A 696-nucleotide genomic window follows, 5' to 3' on the forward strand; every position below is an offset into this window, starting at 1 on the left:
TGAGAAGCGACTGGTTGCGTACTACACGGTGGATGAGGCGGTGGATCTCGAGACGCTGCGCACTCATCTCAAAAGCTCCTTGCCCGAGTACATGGTGCCGAGCGCATTTGTGGCACTGGAGCGATGGCCGCTGACCCCGAACGGCAAGCTGGATCGTCGCGCCTTGCCAGCACCGGACGTGGGCGCCTACACCACTCGGCAGTACGAAGCGCCGCAAGGGGAGGTGGAGGAGATCCTCGTCGGCATCTGGCAATCGTTGCTGCAGGTAGAGCGGGTCGGACGACAAGACAACTTCTTCGAGCTCGGTGGTCACTCGCTGCTGATCATGCAGATGATGGAGCGACTCCGCCGAGTGGGATTGTTTGCCGAGGTGCGCAGTGTGTTCGAGAGTCCGACATTGGCCGAGCTCGCGAGTCTGCTGACACGCAGCGAGCACGAACGCACGGTCGTGCCCCCGAACCTGATCGCGCGGGGATGCGAGCAGATCACGCCGCAGATGTTGCCGCTGATCGAGTTGCAGGCCGAGCACCTCGAGCGGATCGTGCAACAGGTTCCGGGTGGGGCGGCCAATGTGGCGGATATTTATCCGCTGGCCTCGCTGCAGGAAGGCATCCTGTTTCATCACCTGATGAACGAGGAGGGCGGCGATCCGTATGTCGTGCCGACGGTGCTGTCGGTGGCCTCGCGCGAGCGGCT

At 62.9% G+C, this 696-nt stretch carries 1 protein-coding gene; it reads left to right on the forward strand.

All coding sequences use genetic code 11. The annotated features are described in order from the left end of the window. On the forward strand, window positions 1-696 hold a 696-nt coding region (locus tag ACFPN2_RS22815; RefSeq protein WP_380600912.1), incomplete at both ends, for a phosphopantetheine-binding protein.

It is taken from the genome of Steroidobacter flavus, from assembly GCF_042651805.1.
Classification (GTDB): Bacteria; Pseudomonadota; Gammaproteobacteria; order Steroidobacterales; family Steroidobacteraceae; genus Steroidobacter; species Steroidobacter flavus.